1 protein-coding gene is annotated in these 263 nt (G+C 62.4%); it reads left to right on the forward strand.

Annotated features, from left to right (window positions below; genetic code table 11):
• Window positions 1-53: 53 nt before the first annotated feature.
• A partial coding sequence (locus Q5762_RS38715) for a PEP/pyruvate-binding domain-containing protein (protein WP_315897005.1) occupies window positions 54-263 on the forward strand: 210 nt, incomplete at its 3' end.

Genomic DNA, 263 nt, shown 5'->3' on the forward strand with positions numbered 1-263 from the left:
GCTGAGGACGACCCCGTCCACAGGTGCACAGGGAAGGTTTCGGGAAGGTACACATGAGCAAGTTCGTCTACGGCCTCGCTGAGGGCAACAAAGACATGAAGGATCTGCTGGGTGGCAAGGGTGCCAACCTCGCGGAGATGCACAACATGGGCCTCCCGGTCCCGCCGAGCTTCACGATCACCACCGAAGCGTGCAAGGCCTACCTGGAGAAGGGCAGCGAGCCCGCGGAGCTGAGCGCCCAGATCGACGAATACGTCGCCAAG

It is taken from the genome of Streptomyces sp. P9(2023) (assembly GCF_032436795.1).
Classification (GTDB): Bacteria; Actinomycetota; Actinomycetes; order Streptomycetales; family Streptomycetaceae; genus Streptomyces.